The 21,274-nt window shown below is 40.4% G+C and carries 17 protein-coding genes; 9 read left to right on the plus strand and 8 right to left on the minus strand.

The features are described 5' to 3' along the window. Positions 1–513: 513 nt before the first annotated feature. The 3 genes from ACHFIY_RS06105 to leuC all read right to left on the minus strand — a co-directional run bounded on the left by ACHFIY_RS06105 (position 514) and on the right by leuC (position 4,267). Positions 514–2,037 carry an alpha-isopropylmalate synthase regulatory domain-containing protein gene (locus ACHFIY_RS06105; RefSeq protein ID WP_410845178.1) on the minus strand — a complete coding sequence of 508 codons (1,524 nt, stop codon included), beginning with the start codon at positions 2,035–2,037 and terminating at the stop codon, positions 514–516. 123 nt (positions 2,038–2,160) lie between these two features. After that, entirely contained in the window at positions 2,161–2,757 is a 597-nt protein-coding gene (leuD, locus tag ACHFIY_RS06110; protein ID WP_410845179.1) for a 3-isopropylmalate dehydratase small subunit, read from the minus strand. A 103-nt stretch (positions 2,758–2,860) separates the two neighbouring features. After that, entirely contained in the window at positions 2,861–4,267 is a 1,407-nt protein-coding gene (gene leuC / locus ACHFIY_RS06115; protein WP_410845180.1) for a 3-isopropylmalate dehydratase large subunit, read from the minus strand. A 146-nt stretch (positions 4,268–4,413) separates the two neighbouring features. Here leuC and ACHFIY_RS06120 point away from each other — a divergent pair, with 146 nt between their 5' ends. Next, a complete protein-coding gene (locus tag ACHFIY_RS06120) occupies positions 4,414–5,289 on the plus strand; it encodes a LysR family transcriptional regulator (protein ID WP_410845181.1) in 876 nt (291 codons plus the stop codon). A 776-nt stretch (positions 5,290–6,065) separates the two neighbouring features. Then, complete coding sequence (locus tag ACHFIY_RS06125) at positions 6,066–7,670, plus strand: tetratricopeptide repeat protein (protein WP_410845182.1); 1,605 nt, start codon at positions 6,066–6,068, stop codon at positions 7,668–7,670. A gap of 436 nt (positions 7,671–8,106) precedes the next feature. Here the strand turns inward: ACHFIY_RS06125 and ACHFIY_RS06130 are convergent, their stop codons facing one another. Beyond that, positions 8,107–8,262, minus strand: a complete 156-nt coding sequence (locus tag ACHFIY_RS06130; RefSeq protein WP_410845183.1) for a hypothetical protein — start codon at positions 8,260–8,262, stop codon at positions 8,107–8,109. A gap of 310 nt (positions 8,263–8,572) precedes the next feature. Here ACHFIY_RS06130 and ACHFIY_RS06135 point away from each other — a divergent pair, with 310 nt between their 5' ends. From ACHFIY_RS06135 to ACHFIY_RS06160, 6 genes are all read left to right on the plus strand, one after another. Then, the gene (locus ACHFIY_RS06135) at positions 8,573–8,725 is read left to right on the plus strand and encodes a hypothetical protein (RefSeq protein WP_410845184.1); all 153 of its coding nucleotides are present in this window, start codon (positions 8,573–8,575) and stop codon (positions 8,723–8,725) included. Beyond that, positions 8,722–10,233: an O-antigen ligase family protein gene (locus ACHFIY_RS06140; RefSeq protein WP_410845185.1), complete on the plus strand. Its 1,512-nt coding sequence runs from the start codon at positions 8,722–8,724 to the stop codon at positions 10,231–10,233. The genes ACHFIY_RS06135 and ACHFIY_RS06140 overlap by 4 nt, the downstream gene beginning before the upstream one ends. A gap of 284 nt (positions 10,234–10,517) precedes the next feature. Further along, positions 10,518–11,714, plus strand: a complete 1,197-nt coding sequence (locus ACHFIY_RS06145; protein ID WP_410845186.1) for a glycosyltransferase — start codon at positions 10,518–10,520, stop codon at positions 11,712–11,714. Between the two features lie 15 nt (positions 11,715–11,729). Continuing rightward, positions 11,730–12,620 carry a glycosyltransferase family 8 protein gene (locus ACHFIY_RS06150; protein ID WP_410845187.1) on the plus strand — a complete coding sequence of 297 codons (891 nt, stop codon included), beginning with the start codon at positions 11,730–11,732 and terminating at the stop codon, positions 12,618–12,620. A 34-nt stretch (positions 12,621–12,654) separates the two neighbouring features. Further along, positions 12,655–13,527 carry a beta-1,6-N-acetylglucosaminyltransferase gene (locus tag ACHFIY_RS06155; RefSeq protein WP_410845188.1) on the plus strand — a complete coding sequence of 291 codons (873 nt, stop codon included), beginning with the start codon at positions 12,655–12,657 and terminating at the stop codon, positions 13,525–13,527. Positions 13,528–13,605: 78 nt separating this feature from the next. Continuing rightward, positions 13,606–14,517 carry a glycosyltransferase family 2 protein gene (locus ACHFIY_RS06160; RefSeq protein ID WP_410845189.1) on the plus strand — a complete coding sequence of 304 codons (912 nt, stop codon included), beginning with the start codon at positions 13,606–13,608 and terminating at the stop codon, positions 14,515–14,517. 13 nt (positions 14,518–14,530) lie between these two features. Here ACHFIY_RS06160 and ACHFIY_RS06165 read toward each other — a convergent pair whose 3' ends face one another. Continuing rightward, a complete protein-coding gene (locus ACHFIY_RS06165) occupies positions 14,531–15,229 on the minus strand; it encodes an SDR family oxidoreductase (protein WP_410845190.1) in 699 nt (232 codons plus the stop codon). 163 nt (positions 15,230–15,392) lie between these two features. Continuing rightward, complete coding sequence (locus tag ACHFIY_RS06170; RefSeq protein WP_410845191.1) at positions 15,393–16,136, minus strand: NUDIX hydrolase; 744 nt, start codon at positions 16,134–16,136, stop codon at positions 15,393–15,395. A gap of 215 nt (positions 16,137–16,351) precedes the next feature. Between ACHFIY_RS06170 and ligA the strand changes: the two genes are divergently transcribed. Next, complete coding sequence (gene ligA / locus ACHFIY_RS06175; RefSeq protein ID WP_410845192.1) at positions 16,352–18,487, plus strand: NAD-dependent DNA ligase LigA; 2,136 nt, start codon at positions 16,352–16,354, stop codon at positions 18,485–18,487. A gap of 173 nt (positions 18,488–18,660) precedes the next feature. On the opposite strand, the gene ACHFIY_RS06180 is transcribed toward ligA, so the two are convergent. Next, positions 18,661–18,951, minus strand: coding sequence for a hypothetical protein (locus tag ACHFIY_RS06180; RefSeq protein ID WP_410845193.1), 291 nt, complete (start codon positions 18,949–18,951; stop codon positions 18,661–18,663). A gap of 191 nt (positions 18,952–19,142) precedes the next feature. Continuing rightward, complete coding sequence (locus tag ACHFIY_RS06185; RefSeq protein WP_410845194.1) at positions 19,143–21,251, minus strand: OmpA family protein; 2,109 nt, start codon at positions 21,249–21,251, stop codon at positions 19,143–19,145. Positions 21,252–21,274 lie beyond the last annotated feature (23 nt).

Raw genomic sequence — 21,274 nt, forward strand, 5'->3', positions numbered from 1 at the left:
TCATCCCGTCGTTATAGGTGTGTCCCATTAACATATCTAGACCGCAAAGTAGCATACCCCTACGAAATTTGTATCTTATTAGTTGTTTAGTTTCATTACATTGTAGAGGGTATCTTTCAGCGCCCAATTACTACCTCTCCAAGCCATAATTTTAAAACAAAAAAATGTATATAAGCTTTACAGGGAATATTTCACCACAACATAGCTTTGGGCATCCACCATTGCTATCTGTGCTAGTTGAATTCACAGGCTACAGGCTAGCATGCAAAGAACCCGAATACAAGGAGTTAAGAGGCTGTTAAGCTCAAACAATTCTTCTTTTGGGAATAATTGTGTTACTAAATATATTTTTTTACCACTGCAATAGCCTTCTGCCACACAATCAAGTCCTTATAACTTTTATTTGTAACATGCTATTTTAATTTATAAATATTCTCTTTGTTTTTTAATTTAACTCTTCTTCTCTCTTATTATTAATACTCGCAACGATAAACTCTTTGCCCCATTGCCTGTTTAGATTATATTCAACATCTTTTCCGTTGCTTTTATAGCCGCAACAGTCTGGTCGCTATCAAGCCCACGGGTTTTGAATTCTTTTCCGTTGTGCAGCCAGGTAATGATGGTTTCGCAAAGCGCATCAGACTGCCCTCCAGGTGGTATACGCACTGCGTAATCAGTCAAAACAGGCAGTTCTATTTTTTTTAGTTTGTAAATTTTCTTTAGTGCATTTACAAAAGCATCGTACTGGCCGTCGCCTTGGGCATGTTCTTCAAACAACTCATTGTTTATGCTTACTTTCAACGTAACCGAAGGGCGCAAGTTTTTGGAATGAGTAAGCACATAATTCTGTATTTGCACTTTCTCTATAATGGTAGAACTGTCCAATACATCGGAAATAATGTATGGCAAATCGGCTGGGGTAACTATCTCTTTCCTATCGCCCAACTCAATAATGCGTTGGGTAACTTTCTTTAAGTCGTCATCGCTTAGTTGTATCCCTAGTTCCCGCAAGTTGTTTTCAATATTTGCCTTGCCACTGGTTTTGCCCAAGGCATATTTGCGTTGGCGTCCAAAGCGTTCGGGCATCAAATCGTTGTGATACAGATTGTTCTTTTTGTCGCCATCGGCGTGTATGCCCGCCGTTTGGGTGAAAACATTTTCCCCAACCACAGGTTTATTGGCTGGTATGCGGAAACCTGAAAAAGTTTCTACCAGTTTGCTAACGGAGTACAATGATTTTTCTTCAACAGAAGTTTTTACATCCTTCACATAATCGTTCAACACCGCTATAGCACTAGCTAATGGGGCATTGCCAGCCCTTTCGCCCATGCCATTAATGGTAAGGTGCAAGCCTTTAGCACCAGCTTTTACAGCTTCCAGTACATTGGCCGTGCCTAAATCATAATCATTATGTGCATGGAAATCAAAATGCAATTGTGGGTATCTTGCTGCAAGTTCCGATATATATTCAAACGTTTCCGAAGGAATTAAAACACCTAGTGTATCGGGCAATAAAACCCTTTTTACAGGTTGATACTGCAAAAAATCTAGGTATTGCAATACATATTCTTTTGAATGGCGCATACCATTGCTCCAGTCTTCTAGGTACACATTGCATTCCAAGCCTTTGCTTTTTGCTAGCGCAATCACTTTGGCTATGTCTGCAAAATGCTCTTCTGGCTTTTTCTTTAGCTGATGGGTTAAATGGTTTAAGGAACCTTTGGTAAGCAAGTTCATCACTTTTGCCCCGGCATCCAGCATCCAGTTTACAGATGTTTCACCATCCACAAAAGTCAATACCTCTACCCTGTCTAGGAAGCCATTGGTAGCAGCCCAGTTGGTAATTTTCTTCACTGCCTGAAATTCACCTTCCGATACCCGGGCAGAGGCAATTTCTATCCTATCAACCTTTACTTCGGTAAGCAAAAGCTGTGCAATGGTTAATTTTTCAGAAGCGGAAAAAGATACCCCATTGGTTTGTTCCCCATCCCGAAGGGTGGTATCCATTACTTCTATATGACGTTGCAAATTTTTCAAATTTCTTTATTAATTAGTTGCCACAAAGGCGCAAAGACAGAAAGTAGCACAAAAAAAGTTACTTAATAAAAATGTATTGAACTCTATAAATTGGCTCAACTCTTTGCCTACTTGCCTATTGCCTTACACTGCTTTCGCTTCTGCAAAAGTCAATATTTCTTCCTTCATGGCTTGCAGGTAATCAATATCGTCAAAGCCATTCAATAAGTTGTGCTTTTTGTAACCATTGATATCAAAAGATTCACTATCACCAGTTGCCAAAAGGGTAATGGTTTGTTCAGGCAGACTGATTTCCAATTCTGTTTTAGGATCGGCTTCTATGGCCTTGAATATTTTTTCTAAAAAATCAGGGGTTACCATTACTGGCAAAATACCAATATTGATGGAGTTGCCTTTGAAAATATCCGCAAAAAAACTGGAAACCACGCAACGGAATCCATAGTCATAAATAGCCCAAGCAGCGTGTTCACGGCTGCTACCGCTACCGAAATTGTGCCCACCAACCAATATTTTACCGGAGTAAATAGGGTTATTTAAAATAAAATCTTGCTTAGGGGTGTTGTCGTTATTGTAACGCCAGTCTCTAAACAGGTTATCACCAAAACCTTCACGTTTTGTTGCTTTCAAAAAACGAGCAGGTATTATTTGGTCGGTATCTATATTTTCTATCGGCAATGGTACAGCCGTACTTTTCAAAACCGTAAATTTATCGTAAGCCATTTTTTCAATTGATAATTAATAATGAATAATTGATTTTTTAACCGCAGAGGGCGCAAAGTTTTTTCGCAAAGGACACAAAGTGTAAAAATCCTCCTTGCCTCACCTAAGCCATTAACTCCCTTGGGTCGGTTACAAAACCAGTAACAGCAGCAGCAGCGGCAACCAATGGACTGGCCAGCAATGTGCGGCTACCTGGCCCTTGCCTTCCTTCAAAGTTTCTGTTGCTGGTGCTTACGGCATATTTACCCGCAGGTATTTTGTCGTCGTTCATAGCCAAACATGCAGAACAACCCGGCTGGCGCAAAGAAAAACCAGCTTCGGTTAAAATATCTAATATGCCTTCATCTTTTATTTGTTGCTCCACAATGTGCGAACCTGGTACTATCCAAGCGGTGATATTGTCTGCTTTTTTCCTTCCTTTTACAATAGATGCAAAAGCCCTGAAATCTTCAATACGGCCATTTGTACAGCTACCAATAAACACGTAATCTACCTTTTTGCCAATCATGGCTTCTTCTTCTTCAAAACCCATGTAGGCCAAAGATTTGTGGTAAGTAGCCACGCCACCTGCTAAATCTAAAGCTTTAGGGATATGCTTGGAGATGCCCATGCCCATGCCTGGGTTGGTGCCGTAGGTAATCATTGGTTCTATATTGGCAGCATCAAACGAATATTCTTTATCAAAGGTTGCACCTTCGTCTGTTTTCAATGTTTTCCAATAAGCCAAAGCCTTGTCCCATGCCTCGCCTTTTGGTGCTTTTTCACGGCCATTGATATAATTGAAGGTAGTTTCATCCGGGGCAATCATACCGCCTCTTGCACCCATTTCTATACTCATGTTGCAAACGGTCATACGGCCTTCCATGCTCATGTTTTCAAAAACATCGCCTGCATATTCCACAAAATAGCCTGTTGCACCTGCCGTGGTCAATTGGGCAATAATATAAAGCGTAACATCTTTTGGCGTAACGGCTTTGCTTAGTTTGCCATTCACGTTGATGCGCATTTTCAATGGCTTCGGCTGCATGATACATTGTGAAGACAAAACCATTTCTACTTCAGAAGTACCGATACCAAAGGCAATAGCACCAAAAGCACCGTGGGTAGAAGTGTGAGAATCGCCACAAACAATGGTCATGCCCGGCAAAGTGATGCCGTTTTCTGGTCCTACCACGTGCACGATACCATTTTTAGGATTACCCAAACCCCAATGCGAAATACCATATTTAGCAGAGTTGCTTTCTAAAGCATGTAACTGGTTGGCAGACAAGGGATCCGCTACTGGCAAATGCTGGTTGATAGTAGGTGTGTTGTGGTCGGCAGTAGCATAAGTGTTCTTGGGGAACATTACACCAATACCCCTGCTTTCTAAACCTAAAAAAGCTACCGGGCTGGTTACTTCGTGGATGAAGTGCCTATCGATGAAAAATACATCTGGGCCATCTTCAATCTTGCGCACCACGTGGGCATCCCACACTTTGTCGAACAAGGTACTTTTATTATTGCTCATTTTTTTCGTTTTTAAATTGGTTTGCAAATATCTGTCTTTTTGCCACATTTATGTAGTAAACAAATCGTTTGTGTTGCAAATGTATAGCATACATATATGACGATATTATACTTACTTTGTCAATTATCAATACTTTATAGGTATTTATGGAATTGAGGCATTTAAGATATTTCCTTGCATTGGCAGAAGAACTGAGCTTTATCAAAGCATCTGAAAAGCTATTCATATCCCAACCACCACTAAGTCGACAAATAAAGGAATTGGAAGACGAGCTAAACGCCCGCCTTTTTGACCGTAACAATAAAAGGGTACAACTGACAGAAGCTGGAAAATACTTTGAAAAAGAAGTAAGGCAACTCCTACAAAACTTGGATAATATAGCCTTGAAAACACAAAAGATTAGTAAAAGTGTTAGCGGTGAGTTTAGGATTGCCTATATCAGTTCTACCTTTTCGGGTGATATAGCAGAGTTGATAAAATTTTTATCCGATAAATATCCCTTTGTCAATTTTAGGTTATACGAAATGCCTACTGCCAGCCAGATAGCTTCTTTGGAGCAAGGCGAAATAGATTTGGGCATTATTAGAGCACCACTATATTCCCCGAAAATTAAAGGCACGCCTTGGTTTAGGGACAGTTTCTCGGTAGTGTTCAATAAACAAAAAATAAACCTGGCCTCCGAAGATGAAATTGGGAAATTAAAAGAAGAAACCTTTGTGTTCTTCAATAAAGAATATGCACCCAACTATTACAATTCGCTATTAGAAATATGTGCTTTTTATGGGTTTATTCCGAAAGTAGTACACGAGGCAAACAATATTTCTTCCATCATCCAATTGGTGAAAAATGGGCTGGGCACTTCCATTGTGCCTACCAATATTTTAAAAAGCCATAATTATCCCGAACTGGGCTTTATTGAATTGAAAAAAGTAAACCTGTTCACGGAAATATTATTGGCTACCCCACAAGGCGATGACTCCGAGATAGCTAATGAAGCCATCGCTTTTTTGTTGCATTGGTAATTAACCACTAATTAAATGAGTTCTGTAATTTTAATGATCAAAGCCCTTGACTCTAAAATTTTTATTAAACAGAATTAGCCCAAATTATGGCTAATTCTGTTTTTAGCGTGCTGGTGAGTACATATCTGTCATGGTAATTCCCCGCTAGTCCACCCCAAAAATAGTGTTGCTGGTGCGCTGCCTATGGCGCGTAACTTTCGGTAAGTTCCGACGTTGATTCCATAACTCATAATTCCCCCATCATGGGGGCATTTTGGGACACTCATGGGGACATATTTCCCCCATATAGGATTGCCCTTTTGTACAGGTCCCAAATCAATCCCAACTTTGTAGTATGTCTTCCCTTGTTTTCGTTGGTTCAATCCCTAAAGTTGCGCTAGCCTTGGTTCACTGCCCCGTGGGACAAATTTTAACAAACAAAAAAAACGTCATTATGAACTAGATCCGTACTCAAAAAGCACTCACAAATCACTCACAAAACACTCAAAAAACACTCACTTTTCACTCACAAAACACTCATCTTTAAAAACATAAAAGCACTGTATTTCAATGAGTTACAATGATAAATGCATGAAAATTAAATTGAGTGCGCCAAAAGCCAGCCAAACCAAGCGGGCAATGCCCCTGAAATGGGTGATAAAGTTTTAGCTTTGCACCATCAAGGTTGAACGAAATACTAGGTAGGCACTCACCAGCACCTCCCAAAAAGAATTAGTCAAAATCATATCCTTGTGGATATATGCCTTTATATTTGTTATCATAAAAAACAACTATTTATGCCTGCAAAACTCGCCAATGCTTTCTATTTTACTATTGCCACATTCCTATTAGCAAGTTGTGCTGATGTTGCCAGCGTAAGGCAAAACAAACAAGCATATACAGCCATTGAAAACAAACAATACGGGGAAGCGATTGAAATATGCAAGCAAAACATAAAAGACAACCCGAAAAACCCTTTTGCTTATAATATAATGGCCTCTGCCCTTTCTGAAATGGGCAACAATACGCTTGCTTTGGAAAAGCTGGATGCCGCCATTAAAATTGCCCCAAAATATAGTTACAGCTATTATCAGTTGGGCTATATTGCCTCAAGCATGAAAGAGGATGCCAAGGCATTGGAGGCATACAATAAATGTATTGCACTTAACAAGAAGTTTGCCTGTGCCTATAACAACAGGGCGATTGTAAAAGAACGGCTTAACCTGCATGACGAGGCCTTGCAAGACTACGATAGCTGCCTAACTTTGGAAGAAGCCCTGCATTGCACAGCTTATGCTAACGAGGCATTTATATATGCCAATAGGTACAATTATACAAAAGCACTGGCACTAATAGATAAATCTATCCAAAAAGACCCAGACCAGCTTTCACAGTATAGGCATCTTAAAAACAACATTTCAGAAAGCAAACTATTAGACCAGGCCAAAGCAGGAAAGTGGGATACATCTATCGTGAATAAATTATTGAGATATGGTGATGCGTACAGTGTAAAAGGCTTTCTCAAAATAGGATTGGGCAGGTACGATGAAGCAGCCAAATGCTTTGAGTACAATCGAAAAATACCAGGCATATATGCGCTCACATGGTGTGGCAAAGGCTATATTGCCGCTTTTGAAAATAAGGAAGATTCCGCATTTGCCTACCTAAGCAAGGCAATTCTGATGAACCCTGAAAATGATTTTGCCTATTATCTCCGGGGCAGGCTGTTTGAAAAAACAGGCAATTGGGAAGCTGCAAAAAATGACATGGACTCTGCTATACATTTCAGCGAAAACGATGCAGCGGCCTATTTGTGCAGGGGCAAATGCTATTTGGCAAGCCACAATACCCAAGAAGCGATTGCTGATTTTACAAATGCCATTCAAAAAACAGAGTACCCTTCTGCAGCATACAACGCAAGGGGGTATGCCTATTTCCTAAGTGGCCAATACCAAGAAGCAGCGAAAGACGATTCCCTTTCAAAAGCAACTGCCCAAAAATGGCAACAGCCTTTTTATGGGTATGGCAATAAACTGAAAAATGAATTAGGAAAAGGGAAGAAAACCAGTAATATAACAATAGCTTGGCAATGCCCTGTTTATGATGTAAACGATTTGGCAGACAGTGGTAGGCTGTATGTTAAAGAATCAAAAGACTTGTATTTGAGCCTTTCGGTTGCTTCCGATAAACCCATCGTTCCTGGCCATTTGTTTTTAATGCAAAACGGGCAATCATTGTACAGCACCCCTGATACCAAAATGGTGGCAGTTAAAGAAAACAAAGCCGTTGGGGAAAACCAATACTCCTATTCACGCTACTTGCATTTAAACAAAGGCATATACACAATTTGGTTGAGTTATGAAGGCGAGGATTCTCAAAAGCTAACAGTAGTTGTGGAATAAAGCAGGATAGGAACAAGGGTATGAAAGCAAAAGGAGGCACAAAGTTTTAAGTGAATAGGCAAGACGAAGTATATAATCTTTTCTTTTTTCTTGCTAGTGCTGCCTTTGCGCTTTCGTGTCTTTGTAGCTATAAATAGGGCGCAGTACAAAATAAAAAAAGCCCCCTGGTTGATACCCGGCGGCTATGTTGTACAATCAAAAAAAACACAAACACAAACTTTATAAATTATTTTGGTTATTCTAAATTTAGTGTGAGAAAAGGATTGATATATAGGTTTTTAAGGATAGAATTCCAAGCATAATGCTAATATTCTATTGATAATCAATAATTTTCATACAAATTATTAAATATAGCCTGAATAATCCTCACACTAAATTTAGAATAACCATTATTTTTTTACATGACTAAATAAAAACAATATTATGCTACCAATTTTTACTTTTTATACACTTCGCTTTGAGGTTGCTTCACAAAACAATATATTGGCTCCAATTCTGGCAGGTGCAAGGCAAGGCCAATTGGTTTCATAACTCCTTCTATGTTTACACGCATTTTTGTAAGCGTAGCAATAAGGGCTGATAAATCTTTCATGTTAAACTATTTTCATTATGGCATCATTGTCATGGTACAAAGGAAAGAAAATAATTATGAGCGGCAAACCCCTTAAATGAGTGGTATAAAAAATGCCAAAATAGCAAGTTTTGATGAAGATTTTCTAACATTAGTACATTTTATTTGAACTGTATTGCCTCGCTAATAATTTCTACTACAATTTAACGTTTTGACATTAAATTTGTTCAAAGCAAATTTGCAGTTATTTTGCTTTTATAAATTTTGAAATAATTTTGAAAAAGAAATTACACGTGTGTATAGTAATTGTTACTAAAATAATGAATGTATTATGCGCATAGACCCAACCCTACAATATAAAAAACAGAAAGATGCGGCTAGCCAACAAAAAATAACTGCAGTTACCCGCAAAGTGGCCATTTATTTTATATTGATGATATTAGTGTTGCTATTCTTAAAAATGATACTCCCTTCCTCTGTATGATGAACAATTTTCAAATACCCGTTAGCCCACATATACCTAGCAAATGGCAAACATTTGCCGCTACGCTAAGGCGGTGGGTGCTATTTGAAAAAATGCTAAACCCATTTGGCTTCATTTGTTTTACGCTTGCATCGCTTTTTTTTGCTTTTCTAATTGCCACAAAGGGCTTTGTAATAGCAGTACTGCTTATTGGGGCATTGATAATCCCCCCTCTTATTTATTCCTTAGTAATGGTTCCCCAGTTTGGCATACTTAGCTATATTACCCTTGCCTACGCCATTATGTTTTTGCTTAGGCTAGGCGTAAATTTCCCACTAGGCACTTTGATGGATGGCATGTTGCTATTGTTTACGCTCAATTTTTTTATACAGCAAAAGAAAAAGAAACAATGGCAGTTGCTTAAAGGCCCTGTAACCAACATCATTACTGTATGGATCGTTTATAATATTTTAGAGGTGGGCAACCCGGCAGCCGCTTCCAGGGCTGCATGGGTATATACAGTGCGCACCATAGCCGTGGTAGCCATCAGTTATTATATTTTTATTTTCAATATCCGCAGCAAAGATTTCATCAAACGCATTATTGCATTTTGGCTATTTTTTTCCATGTTTGCCGCATGGTATGCCTTTAAACAGGAATATTTTGGTTTTTTCCAGTTCGAGGAAGATTATCTGCACTCCAGCGAGCTAATCATGCAATTGCTTTTCATAGCTGGGCATTGGCGCAAGTTTTCTATTTTTTCAGACCCTGTTACGTTTGCTTACAACATGGTGGCGGCAGCCATGCTTTGCGTGGGGATGCTTACAGGGCCTGTATCGCCTAAAAAAAGGTTGCTGCTACTTTTTATTATTTTTTCTTGTTTGTTCAATATGATTTTTTCTGGCACAAGGGGGGCATTCCCATTGGTGCCTGCCGCTTTGGTGTTGTACGCCATTATTAAATACAGCAAGAAAATCCTGATTTTTGTATCAATAGCCGCTCTGTTTATCGTGGGGCTAATTTTTATGCCCACATCCAACCAAAACATACTCCGCTTCCAGTCTGCATTCCGCCCAAATGATGATGCTTCTTATAAAGTAAGGAAAATAAACCAAGCACGGATAAAGCCCTATATCTGGAGCCACCCAATTGGGGGTGGGCTTGGCTCCACTGGCGAATGGGGCAAGAAATTCTCCCCCGGCACTTACTTGTCCGATTTTCCGCCCGATAGTGGTTATGTAAGGACTACGGTGGAAGCAGGTCCCATTGGGCTGCTTATTTTCTGTATTATGATCTTTACCATTTTAAAAACAGGCATTAACAATTATTATAGCATCCAAGACCCGGAATTAAAATCGTATTGCCTAGGTGCAACATTTGTTATATTTATATTTAATATTGGCAATTTTCCGCAGGAGGCATTGGTACAGTTCCCATCTAATGTGTATTTTTACTTGGCTTCTGCCTTAATTGTTACTACCAAGCGTATAGATGACAACTATAATAAATTAGTATTGGATACTAATTAAGCAAATTGTTTTTTAGTTCCTTAGGAGCTGGATATAGAGCAAGAAGCATGGCGGACAATGAATGCCTACATGGCGGAGAAAGACAAGAATATAGAGGAGAAAGAAAAAGGATAGTGGAAAAAGACAAGAAATAAAAAAAGAACTTGATGCCAATAAAAAGGCGCTAAATGAAAAGAACAAAATATTGGCAGAAAGCCTCCACATGATAGAAGAGCTAAAACGCAAACTAGGGGAATAGCAATCAGAATCATCAACACCTTGATAAAATCGATATAAACGACTGCATGAATAAACCTTTGATTACCGGGCGTGACATTGTAATTGTTGGCCAACAGCCTTGGGATGTGGAAATTGGCAGCAACTGCAAAAACATTGCTGTGGAAATGAGCAAGAACAACCGGGTGCTATATGTAAACTCGCCATTGGATAGGATTACGTTATACAAGCACAAGGCGGAAGAACGGATACAAAAAAGGAAACGGGTAATTAAAGGAAAGGAAGATGGTTTAGTGCTCCTTCAAAACAATTTGTGGAACCTGTTTCCCGACAAAATAATAGAATCTATCAACTGGATAAAAAACCAAGGCATTTTTGAATGGCTTAACAAAATAAATAACAAGCGTTTTGCAGCTTCCATAAAAAAAGCAACAGAAAAACTAGGTTTTACGAATATTATTTTGTTTAATGACAATGATATGTTCAGGTGCTTTTACCTTAAAGACTATTTAAAACCTGCCGCAAGCATTTATTACTCAAGGGATTATATGCTGGCGGTAGATTACTGGAAAACGCATGGCGAAAAACTGGAGCCAGAGTTAATTGCCAAAAGTGATGTTTGCGTGGCCAACTCCACTTACCTTACCAATTATTGCAAAAAATACAACCCGAAATCGTTTTATGTAGGTCAGGGCTGCGAGCTGGAAATGTTTACCCGTGCCGGGGGAACCACTACCCCAGCAGATATGCTAGGCATACCCAAGCCTATTATTGGCTATGTGGGCGTGTTGCAAAGCCTACGCTTGAGCATTGATGTAATTGCACACATAGCAGCAGCAAAGCCCGAATGGAGCATTGTGCTAATTGGCCCAGAGGACGGAGATTTTAAAAAGAGCGTCTTGCACAAAGCCTCCAATGTGCATTTTCTAGGTAGCAAAGATCCAAGCAACTTGCCAGCTTATATCAATGCGTTTGACGTATGTATTAACCCGCAGATAGTAAGTCAGGTAACCATTGGCAACTACCCCCGGAAAATAGACGAATACCTTGCCGTAGGCAAGCCAGTAGTAGCCACAAAAACAGAAGCGATGAGCATTTTTAAAGAACATACTTATCTTGCGGCAACAAAAGAAGAATATGTAACGTTGATTGAAAATGCCTTGGCAACCGATACCATTCATTTACAGGAAGAAAGAAAAATATTTGCATCCTCCCATACATGGGAAAACAGCGTAGCTGCCATTTATGGAGCAATCCTTGCCTAACATATAAAATTACTTATGCACTCACCACAGCCCCTTACAGTAGTAGTAGCCTGCGACAACCATTATTTGATATTGCTTGCGGCATTAATTAAATCTATCGAGGCCAATATCCGGCCAAGGCAGCCGCTTAACGTATATATTATTGAAGACAAAGTAACCCCTTCCAATAAAGAAAAACTCCTACGCTCGGTAAACATCGATATTACAACCCTGCACTGGCAAAAAATGGAAGACGTGATACCTATAGGTATGCAATTGCCGCTTGATAGAAGCTCATACCCATTAAATATTTACATGCGGCTATTTATCCCATACTTTATACCGCACGATATTGAAAAAGTGTTGTACCTAGATGTGGACATGATAGTGCAGGCAGATATAACCACCATTTTTGAAACAGATTTAGACAATCATATAGTAGCCGCTGTCCTAGATCCACGCATCATTACATTCGACAATTCTTGGGGAGGGGTTCTGAATTATGAAGCACTAGGCTTGCTTGGTACTACCCGTTATTTTAATACGGGCTTGCTGCTGATGCAGACAAGGAAATGGCGTGAGCAGGACATTACCACGAAAATTATTGAATGCATTGACAATAATAAAAAATTTGCCAATTACCCCGACCAATATGGCTTGAATGTTGTACTGGCAAACCAATGGCTTGAACTAGATTCACGTTGGAACCATTTCTCCACGATAGACACGGAGCAAAAACCTTTTTTGATACATTTTGTTGAAAGAAAACCTATTTATCAATCATATAATTTCAATGAAGATTTCAAGAAAACGTTTTTTTTCTACCTTCAACTAACAGACTGGAAAAACTTTAAACCCATTGGCGAATCTTTTAGGTATTTCAAAAAAGCAAAAAATATTTGGGGAAAATTAAAAAAAATGTTTTAATCCTATTTTCCAATAGGTAAAGCAATTGAAAACAATGAAGATAGCACATTTAATACTGGCACATGGCGAACCTGAACAGTTGAAAAGATTGATTGAACGCCTCTACCACCCAGATGCCGATTTTTTTATACACCTAGACCTTAAAACAGATATTGCCCCCTTTCGTGCATTTAAAGAAATGGGGCAAGTATATTTTGTAGCCCCGCGGATAAAAATATATTGGGGTGGGTACAGTATGGTAGAAGCTACCCTAAACGGCTTTGAATCCATCTTGGCAAAAGGGAAAACCTACGATTATATTAATTTGCTAAGCGGGCAAGACTACCCGTTGAAAGATATACATGACATCCATCAGTTTTTAAAAGAAAACCCAGGCAAAGTTTTTACAGAATTTTTATTGGTAAACACAGAATGGAAAGAAGCTAAACGTAGGGTTCGCAGGTATTTTTTTACCAATGACCCATTTCCTGGTAGCTATTTTTTAGAAAATTTGGTTAGCTTTTTATTGCCTGCACGCAAGATGCCGGAAAAAATGGAGCCCGTAGGCAAGTCGCAGTGGTTTACCATGAGTTCGTTACATGCAAATTATATACTTGAATACCTGTTGGACTATCCGCATGTAATCAACTTTTTTAAATATACTTGGGGCAGCGACGAACTGTTTTTTCAAACCCTTTTGTATAACTCAGATTACCGATCGGATATGGTAAATGACAACCTAAGGTTTATCGACTGGTCAGAGGGCAAAGCAAGCCCAAAAACATTTACGCTTGATGATGCAGAAAGGCTACAAAAAAGCGGCAAGTTGTTTGGAAGAAAATTCAATAGCAAGGTTGACAGTAAAATACTGGATTATTTAGACGAGCAAGCTGCTATTGCCGCCAGCAATAGACCACTAGAAGAATAACGATGAGGTTACAAGTTTCCTGTTGCTGTCACTTGTAAATTCCATAGTGCTATATTTTATCAAAACGAATAACGGCCAATGAAAAAGGTATCTATAATAACAGTAAACTTCAACCACAGCCACGTAACCGATGAGCTGCTAGATTCTATTTTTGAGAAGAACACTTACCCCAACCTAGAAATAATTGTGGTGGACAATGCTAGTACGCTAAACCCCGTGCCTGCATGGATTGCCAAATATCCGGGCATAACCTTTATACGCTGCGAAACAAACCTTGGCTTTGCAGGTGGCAACAACGTGGGTATACGAGCAGCTACAGGCGATTACTACTTTCTTGTAAACAATGACACGGAATTTACCCAAAGGCTTGTAGAAACGCTGGTAGCCACGCTGGATACCCACCCAGAAGTAGGAATGGTTTCGCCCAAGATAAGGTATTTCGACCAGCCCAAAATGTTGCAATATGCGGGCTACACCCCCATGGACTACTTTACTGCACGCAATAGCTGCATTGGCCAATTTGAAAAAGACAATGGGCAATACGACCATGTAACTGGCAAAACAGGATTTTCGCATGGTGCTGCCATGATGGTTAAAAAAGAAGCAATAGAAAAAGCAGGCCTAATGGCTGAAAATTTTTTCCTTTATTATGAGGAAATGGACTGGTGCGACCATATCAAGCGGCAGGGTTATGAAATATGGGTAAATATGCAGGCATTAGTTTACCATAAAGAATCTATATCTGTAGGCAAAAAAAGTGCATTGAAGGAATATTTCATGAATAGGAATAGGATATTGTTCATCCGGCGGAATGCACCTGTGTTCAAAAGGCTAGTATTTTATGTGTATTTCTTAACAATTGTGTCGCCACGAAATATAGTGGCATATATAAAAAATGGCGATAAAAACTTTCCAAAACAATTGCGAAACTCCATTTGGTGGAATATTACCAATAGCCGGGATAGTAGTTACCTCGGGTATAAGCCTTGAAGAGATATGTTATCTATAAATCCCCCAATTGCGGCCTCAATACTATATCTTCCACCACAGCCTGCGCCGATAATTGCGACGCTGCATATATCATTTTGGCTACATCATCAGCTTCCATTATCCTTTCAGCCAATACGCCGCTGCCTATCCAACTATCTGTGTAAGCAGCACCAGGCATTATTGCCGTTACTTTTATGCCCAAAGGTTTCAGTTCTTCCCGCAGGTTTTTGCTAAAGCCTAGTAAGGCAAACTTGCTGATGCTGTAGCTGCCCCCATTGTTATATGCTTGCAAGGATGCAATGGAACAAATATTAAAAATGTGCCCTTTTTTATTTTCAATCATGGCAGGCAGCAATGCCTTTGTAAGGTGGTAGGCACTGTACAGGTTGGTATTTATCATTTTTTCCAGCAAGCCGTCTGCCTCAGTAGCAATGGAACCCGGCAAAAAACAGCCGGCATTGTTCACTACTATGTCGGGCGTGCCGTGATGCAGGCACCAGTTGGCAAAAGCTTTTATTGCTGGTGGCTGCGCCATGTCTGTAGGCATTGTTTCAACAATGGCATCAGGGTAGGTTCTTTTTACGTCTGCGGCCATGGTAAGCAAAGCGTCATTGCCCCTGGCACATGCCAATATTGTATGCCCAGTAGCGGCAAATTGGTAGGCAATAGCCCTGCCAAGCCCTTTGGATGCACCCGTAATTACTACAATCATTTTTGAAAAATATAAATAAGTCAATTTGCCACGAAGACACTAAGACACAAAGAGGCACAACGTTTTAAGGGAAAGAACAAAAAAAGAAAATTTATTTTATCAATACCTTTTAATCTTCATTTTCTTAGTGCTTCTTCGTGCTTTCGTGGATTTGTGGCGAAAATTAGAAATCTATCCCTATCCACTTGCGTTTATTCTTCTCGTATTTCTCAAAGTTGAATTTGTACAACTTGCCTGGGCGGTGCGGCACATCGTCCTCAATTTCGTTTACATCAATCAACAAACCCATTGAGGCAAATTTCTTGCGGAAATTCCGCCTGTCGAGGCGTATGTTCAAAATGGCTTCGTATAGGTTTTGCAGCTCGCGGAGGGAAAATTTATCGGGCAGCAGGTTGAAGCCAAGTGGATGTTCCTGTATGCGTTTTTGCAGCCATTTAAGGCAGGAGGTCAATATCAAATGGTGGTCAAAAGCCATTTCTGTAAGCGAATGCACATTGTGCCAGTGCAGTTCATGGTCTAATATTTTCAACTGGTGGTGCTGGATATTGATAAGCGAACAGTATGCCACGGTAATAACCCGCCCGCCTGGATGCCGCTGGGGATGGCTAAATGAACGCACTTGGTCAAGATATACATCATCCATGCCAGTTCGCTCTTTTAAAATACGGTTTGCCGCATCGTCGAGCTCTTCATTGTCCTGCACGTTATCGCCCAGAATGCTCCACAAGCCCTCATACATTTCCAAATCGCTCCTGATCAGCAACACCTTTAGCTCGTTCTCTTCAAACCCAAACAAGGCACAATCCACCGTTAGTGGAACCTTAGGATAAGTTTCTACCAGCTTGGAGGCGTCGTGTATCATTTGCCCATACTTGCCGTCGTTTATATTTGGAGTGTTTTCAGTCATAGATGTTGTAACGGTTGGCTTTATGAAGGGTTACGCATACCAAGTAATTTATTTTGAAACAGTTGTTTAACGGGTACAAATTACGGTAAAAATCCTAAAATGGGAATAAAAGCAGGTTGTATGAAATTGAGCAGCCTATGTGAGCCCAAATTCAAAATATAAAATTCAAAATTCAAAATAAATCCTCTCCCTATCTTTATACTTTCTTTATCGCTATGTACAATAATACGCAAATACTCGATTTACAGGAGCAAACTACTAATTTCTTGCAACAACAAGCCGATGCTGAAACCAGTGCAAGTGAAATAAATGCTTTGAAAGCGGTACTCCGCTTTCACGAATACCGCTATTATGTGCTGGACGAACCTATTATTGGCGACACGGAATACGATAAGCTGTACCAGCTATTAAAAGAAATGGAAGCGGCCAACCCTTCGTTAATAACCCCTGATTCTCCGACCCAACGGGTAGGCAGCAGCCTGAACAAAAGCTTTGCAACAGTGCAGCACCTGGTGCCGATGCTAAGCCTGGAAAACAGCTACAATGCTGATGACCTGAGGGATTGGGACAGAAAGGCAAAAGAACAAAGCCATTTAGATGGAATAGAATATTGTATTGAACCCAAATTTGATGGTGCCAGTATTTCTTTGATATATGAAAACGACCAATTGGTGCGAGGAACTACCCGAGGCAATGGTATAGAAGGTGATGATATTACTACCAATATCAAGCAAATTCGTTCCATTCCTTTATCTGCCCCTTTTAGCACATATGGCATACAGCAGATTGAGATTCGTGGCGAAATCATGATGACCAAAAAAGCCTTTGCCAAATACAATGAAGATTTAGCTTCGCAAGGTTTACCACCCCTAGCTAACCCACGCAATGCCGCTGCGGGCAGCCTGCGTATGAAAGACCCTAAAGAAGTAGCCAAGCGAAATCTGGAAGTTTTTTTATACCATATTAGTTATTATATACTAAAGGGTGAAAAACAGGAAGACCTAGACACACCGCACCCTACAGCAGATAAAAAAGAACTGTCAAGCCATTCCAACTCCTTACAATTCTTATGGGATTTGGGCTTTCGCTCACCGCAAAAAGAAAAGCAGGTAGTAAAAGGCATTGAAGAAGTAATACAGCACGTACATGATTTTGAACAAATGCGTGATAAGCTGCCTTATGAAATAGACGGTATGGTGATTAAGGTAAACGACTTTGCCTTGCAGGATAAACTGGGCATGACCACCCACCACCCCCGTTGGGCAATAGCCTTTAAATTTAAAGCCAGACAAGCAACCACCAAACTACGTGGCGTAGAGTTTCATGTAGGCAGGACAGGGGCAGTAACACCCGTGGCTAAATTGGATCCTGTACAAGTAGGCGGGGTAACTGTTAGCAGTATATCCATCCACAACGAGGAATACATTAGCGAAAAGGATTTGCAACTAGGCGATACCGTAATTATAGAACGGGCAGGGGATGTAATACCACAAATTGTAAAAAGCCTGCCCGAACTAAGGGACGGCAACCAAACAAAGATTGCGTTCCCTACCACTTGCCCCGTGTGCAAAAGCAATTTGTTTAAAGAAGAAGGCGAAGCCGTATGGCGCTGCATCAATATAGAGTGCGAAGCACAAGTGGTTGAAAGGATTATCCATTTTGTAAGCAAAGATGCCATGGACATCAAAAGCTTTGGCGATGCCAATGTGCGCAAATTTTATGAACTGGGCTTGCTGAAAGATATACCTGGCATATACACCCTAGACATGGAAGCCATCGGCCAATTGGAAGGTTTTGGTAAAAAAAGCAAGGACAACCTAGTGGCAGCCATTGAAGCCAGTAAAACGCAACCTTTGAACCGACTGATTTATGGTTTGGGCATCCGCTTTGTGGGTGAAAATACCTCTAAAGTAATGGCAAATGCCGTACAGCACCTGCTGGACTTTGCCAACAAAACCGAAGAAGACTTGCAACAACTAGATGATATAGGCGTAAAAGTAGCCGACAGCATCCACCATTTCTTTAGCAACGAGCAAAACATAGCAATGCTCCGCCAGTTGGAAGGGCTTGGGCTGCAATTGTTCAACACCAAAAAAGAAACTGTAGCCAGCGGCGGCTTGCAAGGGCAAACCTTCCTGTTTACAGGCACCCTAAACAAATTAAAACGCAACGATGCCGAAGCCCTAGCCGAGGCACAAGGCGGCAAAATAGTAAGCGGTGTAAGCAGCAAACTCAACTACCTGGTAGTAGGCGAAGACGCAGGCAGCAAACTAGAAAAAGCCAAGAAAATAAACACGATTAAGATTATTAGTGAGGATGAGTTTTTGGCGTTGGTGGAGAGGGTTGTCTGAACTTGGATTTAGAGGATTAAAGGGATGAAAAAAAATCCGCTTCGGAGTTCACATCACTTCGATATTAGGAGAAGGCTAATTGAATAGAGAAACTTGCTGAGCTCATATTTAATCTATTGTTATTTTCTATGGCTTATTTTTACGAATAGCTTCAACCAGCAATTATTTAAATTTTAAAAATTCAATACTACATATTCAGGTTCTGTAACATATAAATCGTTACTATCAACATTGATATTTTCAAGAAACCCTGATTCAGCATAAAGAAGATTTTCAAATGTAGATTGCCTACCATATTTCACAAATAAATCTTGCTTTTCTGAAGTTAGCGTGGGAATTATTTCATTATCACTAAAATCTATAGCTGGTTGATATTCAATTGCATCAAAAGAAAGGCTGAAATAGAAACTACAATTTGTTTTTGCCTGTACTGGATATACCCCGTAAAACCGAACGGCTATCAAACCGACAATGAAAAAATTGGAGATAGAAACTTAAAATAACCTACTATTGCCATGGGAATTTTATAAATTCCCCAATTGCGACTCTACATATATGGAGGTGGCCAAGAGTAATAAAATCCTTTGTGCCACCTCCGCTTTTATAGCCTATTCCCTTTGTGCTTCTTTTAGCCTTCGTGGCAAAAACAAAAAATCTAAAACCTTAAAATTTTTACTTCTGTCCTCCTATTTGCCTGATGTTCTTCCTCGGTGCAGGCAACGCCATTGCTGCAACCATTCAGCAACAAGTATTCGCCATAGCCTTTTGCTATCAACCTACGCCTGTCTATGCCTCGGCTAATCATATACGCCACGGCAGATTTTGCCCGCCTGTCGGCTAAGTTTTCATTGTAAGCATCACTGCCGCGGGAATCGGTATGCGACGACAATTCAATAACCATCGTTGGGTACTGGTGCAATATATCTACCAATGTGTCTAGTATTTTAGCGGCATCGGGGCGGATATTGTTTTTATCAAAATTGTAATGGATATTATTAATCCTGAACTTATCGCCTTCGTGCAAGCTGGTAATAGTGTCTGCCAAACGATATACCCTAGGGGCTGGTTTTGTGCCATCGCTGTCTAATGGTATTACCACCCTCATGGTATCGCCCGAGGTATTTTTGGTATTAATGGAAATTATACTGGAATAATAGCCCTGTTTAGCAGCCGTGATGGCATAAGGGGTTGCATCTTCCACATCGTGCCATGCTTTGCCGTTGTTGTTGGTTTGCTGATCCCATTTGGTATCGGTGCTGGTGTTCCAGAAGGCCAAAGCGGCATTGCTTATGGGTAACTTAGTGGTATTGTCTATTACTTTTGTTTCTAGTACCAATACATTATCCGAGCGGATGGGGGCAGCAGGTTCTGTGATAATGTATTGATAAATATCATCATCGCCCTTGCCGCCTTTCCTGTTCGATGAAAAAAAGCCGCTTGTATCATCCTTTGTAAAATAATAAAAATCATCTCCACTGCTGTTCAGCGGATAGCCCATGTTTTTAGGTTTTGTCCACCTGTTTTTCTCCCCTGCCGATACAAACAAATCGTAACCGCCCATGCCTACATGCCCTTTACTGGCAAAATACAAGTAGCTATTTGTGCCAATTACCGGGAAAGCCTCGTCTTCTTTTGTATTAATAGCAGCACCGCAGTTGCGTGGCAGGCCCCAGTTGCCAGTGATTAGCCGCTCACAGTACCAAATATCCAAGCCCCCCATTCCGCCAGGCATATCGCTGGTAAAATAAAGGTAATGCCCATCCAAGCTAAGGGCAGCATGGCCCACAGAATAAGCAGCCGCATTGTTGAACGCAAAAGGCACAGGGCTGCTCCATTGGCCTGTTTTGGTCAAGGTAGAAAGGTATAGCTCTAGCCGTAACGTTTTAAAATCTATCGTGCCATTCGGTCCTATTTTTACCTTTTCATTCGGCTTCCCCGATTTTTCGGTAGTCATGGTAAAAAAGATACTATCGTAGTTACTGTTAAATACAACGGGCCCAGTGTGGTAGTCGGCACGGTTAATCATGGGGTCAAACTCGTGTATCTGGTTGGCGTTTGCATCGTTCCTGTTATCGCTTACAGCGTATATTTTCTGGAAATTATTGTCGGTACGGCCATAGATGGCATCGCTTACGTTTTTCTTGAAAAAGCCTGACTTTACATTGCGCAGACTATCCGATACAAACACCACACTACTTGTGGCGGGGTTAAAAACAGCCCCCCAGTCAGACTTGCCCGTGTTCAGGTAAGCCATATTTTCTATGTTATATCCAGCTGGGTGCTGTATCCAATAGCTGGCACTGTCGCAGCCTGCTATTTTATCGGCTATGCTAACGCCGCTTTTTACTTGGTATTGCTGGTAAATTTGCTTGGCCGCATCGTATTTGCCCGTGCTTTTCAGCATGTCTGCAAAATACAGCCACTCTTCCGGCGCAGTTCCCGGCATGGCAATGAGTTGGGTGTAATATTTTTCTGCTGCTGCGTAGTTATTCATCTCTTTGTAGCAAGATGCAAGCCTAGAAATAACCAATGTATTTTTGCTATTTTTGCCTAATACTTTCTCGTATAGCTTGGCAGCAGTGGCATATTCATATTTTATATAGGCTTCGTTGGCACTTGCCATGATGCCCTTGCCATCCTGTGCTTTCGCAGGCGAATAGGCTAAAAAAACAAAGACAAGAATTGATAATTGATAATTGATAATTGATAATAAAGGCAAAACCCTTTCTTTTAAAAATATCAATATCTTTTTTGTAAACTGCATATAAGTAATTTTTTGCGACCACC

Origin of the sequence: Parasediminibacterium schistidii (assembly GCF_046546515.1) — a bacterium.
Taxonomy (GTDB): Bacteria; Bacteroidota; Bacteroidia; order Chitinophagales; family Chitinophagaceae; genus Parasediminibacterium.

Excerpts from the sequence above, each read along its gene's own strand:
- leuD (WP_410845179.1), bottom strand. The coding sequence starts at position 2,757 with ATGGCTTACGATAAATTTACGGTTTTGAAAAGTACGGCTGTACCATTG.
- leuC (WP_410845180.1), bottom strand. The coding sequence starts at position 4,267 with ATGAGCAATAATAAAAGTACCTTGTTCGACAAAGTGTGGGATGCCCAC.
- ACHFIY_RS06120 (WP_410845181.1), top strand. The coding sequence starts at position 4,414 with ATGGAATTGAGGCATTTAAGATATTTCCTTGCATTGGCAGAAGAACTG.
- ACHFIY_RS06125 (WP_410845182.1), top strand. The coding sequence starts at position 6,066 with ATGCCTGCAAAACTCGCCAATGCTTTCTATTTTACTATTGCCACATTC.
- ACHFIY_RS06130 (WP_410845183.1), bottom strand. The coding sequence starts at position 8,262 with ATGAAAGATTTATCAGCCCTTATTGCTACGCTTACAAAAATGCGTGTA.
- ACHFIY_RS06135 (WP_410845184.1), top strand. The coding sequence starts at position 8,573 with ATGCGCATAGACCCAACCCTACAATATAAAAAACAGAAAGATGCGGCT.
- ACHFIY_RS06140 (WP_410845185.1), top strand. The coding sequence starts at position 8,722 with ATGATGAACAATTTTCAAATACCCGTTAGCCCACATATACCTAGCAAA.
- ACHFIY_RS06145 (WP_410845186.1), top strand. The coding sequence starts at position 10,518 with ATGAATAAACCTTTGATTACCGGGCGTGACATTGTAATTGTTGGCCAA.
- ACHFIY_RS06150 (WP_410845187.1), top strand. The coding sequence starts at position 11,730 with ATGCACTCACCACAGCCCCTTACAGTAGTAGTAGCCTGCGACAACCAT.
- ACHFIY_RS06155 (WP_410845188.1), top strand. The coding sequence starts at position 12,655 with ATGAAGATAGCACATTTAATACTGGCACATGGCGAACCTGAACAGTTG.
- ACHFIY_RS06160 (WP_410845189.1), top strand. The coding sequence starts at position 13,606 with ATGAAAAAGGTATCTATAATAACAGTAAACTTCAACCACAGCCACGTA.
- ACHFIY_RS06165 (WP_410845190.1), bottom strand. The coding sequence starts at position 15,229 with ATGATTGTAGTAATTACGGGTGCATCCAAAGGGCTTGGCAGGGCTATT.
- ACHFIY_RS06170 (WP_410845191.1), bottom strand. The coding sequence starts at position 16,136 with ATGACTGAAAACACTCCAAATATAAACGACGGCAAGTATGGGCAAATG.
- ligA (WP_410845192.1), top strand. The coding sequence starts at position 16,352 with ATGTACAATAATACGCAAATACTCGATTTACAGGAGCAAACTACTAAT.
- ACHFIY_RS06185 (WP_410845194.1), bottom strand. The coding sequence starts at position 21,251 with ATGCAGTTTACAAAAAAGATATTGATATTTTTAAAAGAAAGGGTTTTG.